The organism is Streptomyces sp. NPDC059679 (assembly GCF_042734105.1).
In the GTDB taxonomy this organism is placed as follows: domain Bacteria; phylum Actinomycetota; class Actinomycetes; order Streptomycetales; family Streptomycetaceae; genus Streptomyces.
Map to the genome: position 1 here is coordinate 109,722 of NZ_JBHWES010000004.1, position 3,726 is coordinate 113,447.

Below are 3,726 nucleotides of genomic sequence, written 5' to 3' on the forward strand. Positions count from 1 at the left end.
TCCTTCAGGTATCCGGGTTCCGCGACTCACGCGAGCAAGGTGGCGACGGTGTCTTCGGGCAGTTCCTCGATGCGCTCGACCAGTTCGGCTTCGAGCATGGCGACCATGTCGGCCAGGGTGCGGGCCTGGAACAGCTCGCCCAGGTCCAGCTCGATGGGGAAGCCGCTCTTGAGCCGGGAGATGATCTGGGTCGCCAGGATCGAGTCGCCCCCCAGCTCCTGGAAGTCGTCGTCCGGCCGGGCCGAGGCGACGCCCAGCACCTCCCGCCAGGCGTCGACCACCATGGCCTGGAGGGAGCCGTCGGCGTCCTCTTCCGAGGCATGAGCGGGCTCGGCGGGCTCGGCAAGCTGCGTCGCCTGCGTCGCCTGCGCGGTCGGTGCCGGTGTCGCGGTGACCGTCGGCGGCTCCGCCGACGCGGCCGGGCGCGGCAGGACCGGGGCTGTGGTGTCCGTCAGGCCGGTCACGGCCCCCTCGTTCTCCGCCAGGACGACGGCCTGGTACGCCTGGTCCTCGCGCACCGGGGCCAGCGACAGGCTGCGCACCGCGCGGAAGCCGCCCTGCTCCAGGGCCTGGCGCCACAGGGCGACGCTCAGCAGCGGCGAGCCGGGCAGCCTGCGCTCGTAATCCTGGAACGCCCACCAGCCGGCCATCAGGCCGAAGGTGAGGGTGAAGAACTCCTGCACCCGGGTGGTCTCCAGCAGGATCAGCACACCGCCGGGCCGCAGCAGTTGCCGGGCGTGGGCCAGCGAGTCGTCGATCCGCCGGGTGGCGTGCAGCACGTTGCAGGCCAGCACGACGTCGTAGGCGCCCGCCTCGAAGCCCTGCTCGGCCGGCGGGGTCTCGATGTCCAGCTGCTGGAAGCTCAGGAACGGGTGGTCCTTGGCGTACCGGTTGCGTCCGTACAGGGTGAAGCTGCGCGAGATGTCGGTGTACGCGTAGCGCAGCCGGTCCTGGAGGCCGTCCAGCGCGGGCAGCACCTTCGCGGTCGTGCCGCCGGTGCCCGCGCCGATCTCCAACACGGACACCTCCGTGCCCGGGTCGCGGGCCAACCGGGCCCGCGCGTACGCGGCGACCAGTTGGGCCACCAGGGCGTTGGTGTCCTGATCGCTGTGGTAGACGGCCTCCACCGCGTCGAAGGAGCCGTCGGGGAAGAGGACTTCATGGGCCTTCCGGCGGCCGGTGAGGATGGCCGGGAACTCCTCCAGGCAGGAGGTCAGCAGCCGGAAGTAGCCCTCCATCTCCGGGTAGTGGCCGGTCACCTCACGCTTGAGGGTCTCCAGCCGGTCCGGCTCCCAGCGCAGCAGCGCGGGGTCGGCGACCCGGTCGGTGGTGACCAGTTCCTCCCCCTCGGCGCGCAGCAGCCCGTCGTCGGTGAGGATGCCGAGCAGCGCGCGGAACAGCGAGGTGTGCTCGTCCACGACGCCCAGCCGCCGGATCAGCTCGGGCGCGCCGTGGCGCTCGCCGGGGGCCTGGAAGACCTCCATCCTGCGCAGCGAGGCGAACAGCAACTCCCGGCACACCTTGGCCAGTTCGCGGACCATCACATCGTTGCGGAGCGCGGCTTCCATGTCCGCGGCCGACGGATCGGCCCGCAGGTGTTCCTCGGCCGCCGCGTCGAGTTCCACCAGGACGGAGGGCACGGCTCCGGCGGCCGGGCGCGGCGGCGCGGTGTCATGGCCGGGCGCGTCGGCCAGGGCGCCGTCGGCCGGGGCGCCGTCGGCCGGGGCGCCGTCGGCCCAGGCGTGGCGGAACACCTCGCGCTCGAAGGGGTGGCCGGGCAGCTGGATCCGCCGGGGCGCGCCGCCGGTGTGCAGCCGTGGCCAGTCCACCGCCGCGCCGGTGGCCCAGGCCGCGGCGAGCTCGTCCACATCGCGCCCGGCCGCGGCCGGGGCCTGCCCGCCCGTACGGTCTTCGGGGGCCCGCCCCCGGTAGGTGGCCGGGACAGCGTCGGTGCCGCCCGCGAACGCCTCCAGCCGCTTGATCAGTTCGCTCATCGAGTCTGCGGACACCGCGAGCCGCTCGGGGAACGCCTCGCGGCCCACCTGGAGCGTGTACGCCACGTCCTGCAGCGCGTCGTCGCCCAGCTTGTCGTTCCGCAGCCGTGCGGCGAGAGCCCCGGCCTTCTGCCGCAGCTGGGCATCGGTCTTCGCGGAGAGCGGTACGAGCTGCCGCCGCCGGGGCAGGGCCCGACCGCGGCGCTCGGCGGCCGGGAACTCCTCGATGATGACGTGGGCGTTGGTGCCGCTGTACCCGAAAGAGCTCACGCCGGCCAGCCGGGGGCCAGTGTCGTCCGCAGCCCAGTCGGCCGGCTCGCGGTTGACGTGGACCGGGGTGTCGGCGAAGTCGACGTGCTTGTTCTCGTCGCGGAAGTTGGCTGCCGGGGGGAGCTTTCCGTACCGCAGGCACAGCAGCACCTTGATGGCGCCCAGCACGCCCGCGGCCCCCATCGTGTGGCCGATGTTGGCCTTGACCGAGCCGATCGCGCAGAACTGCTTGCGCTCGGTGAACTCCTCGAACGCCTCGGTCAGGCCGTGCACCTCGATGGGGTCGCCGAGGCTGGTCCCGGTGCCGTGCGCCTCCACGTAGCGCAGCCGGCCCATGTCGACGCCGCTGCGCCGGTAGACCTCGCGCAGCAGGGCGCTCTGCGCGGTGGAGCTGGGGGAGGTGATCCCCGAGGTCCGGCCGTCCTGGTTGGTCGCGCTGCCCCGGATGACGCCCAGGATCCGGTCGTTGTCCCGGACCGCGTCGGACAGGCGCTTGAGCACCAGCACCCCGACGCCGTCGCCCACCAGCATGCCGTCGGCCTCCGCGTCGAAGGGGCGGCAGGTGCGGCGCGGTGACACGGTGCCCAGGGCCTCCATGGTGACGAAGGTCCCGGGGTGGTTGACCACGTAGACCCCGGCGGCCAGAGCGAGTTCCGCCTCGCCGGACAGCAGCAGCCGCCGCGCGATGTCCACGGCGACGAGCGAGGACGAGCAGGCCGTGTCCACCGTCAGCGCGGGCCCGGCGAGGTCGAGGTGGTAGGCCAGGCGAGCGGCCATGATGCTGGTGTCGGAGCCCATCAGCGCATGCGCGGAGTACTCGTTCTGCGGGGCGAGCCCGGTGCTGCCGACGACGGTCGCGACCGCGCGGCCGCGCAGCGCCGAGGCGTCCTGGGCGGCGTCCTCGAGCGCGTGATAGCAGGACTCCAGCAGGACCCGCTGGGCGGCGTCCATCGCGGCGGCCTCGCGCGGTGAGATCCGGAAGAACGCCGGGTCGAAGCACTCGGCCTCGGCCATGGCGCCGTAAGCGGGCACCGCCGCGTCCGGGAAGTGCTCGCGGAACAGCGAGAGCGCCACCGGGTCGGCCACCGGACCGGTGCAGTCCCGGCCCTCACTGATCACCTCCCACAGCTCCTCGGGGTCGGCGGCGCCGGCGGTACGGCAGTGCATCCCGATCACCGCCACCGCCTCCGGCGGGGCGGCCTGCCGGGCGAGGGTGGCCTCGACCCGCTCGGCGAGCCGGCCGAGATCGCCCGCCTCGGTCACCGCGCTGGTCGGAAGCGCCGTGCCGAACCGGGCGTTGACCTCCTCGGTCAGCTCCACGGCCGCGACCAGGCCGAGGCCCAGCTCCTGGAAGGATGCCTCGGCCACCCGCTCGGGGGAGGCGTCCAGCACCCGGGCCGCGAGCTCCGACAACGTCTGCTTGAGCTGCTTGACGTGGGGCGACATCGTCTCTGAATCTCCT

At 73.3% G+C, this 3,726-nt stretch carries 1 protein-coding gene; it reads right to left on the bottom strand.

From position 1 onward, the window contains the following. Positions 1-26: 26 nt before the first annotated feature. Complete coding sequence (locus tag ACFV2X_RS07285) at positions 27-3,710, bottom strand: beta-ketoacyl synthase N-terminal-like domain-containing protein (protein WP_385612565.1); 3,684 nt, start codon at positions 3,708-3,710, stop codon at positions 27-29. Positions 3,711-3,726 lie beyond the last annotated feature (16 nt).

Coding starts and splice junctions, on each gene's coding strand:
- ACFV2X_RS07285 (WP_385612565.1), bottom strand. CDS start 3,710: ATGTCGCCCCACGTCAAGCAGCTCAAGCAGACGTTGTCGGAGCTCGCG.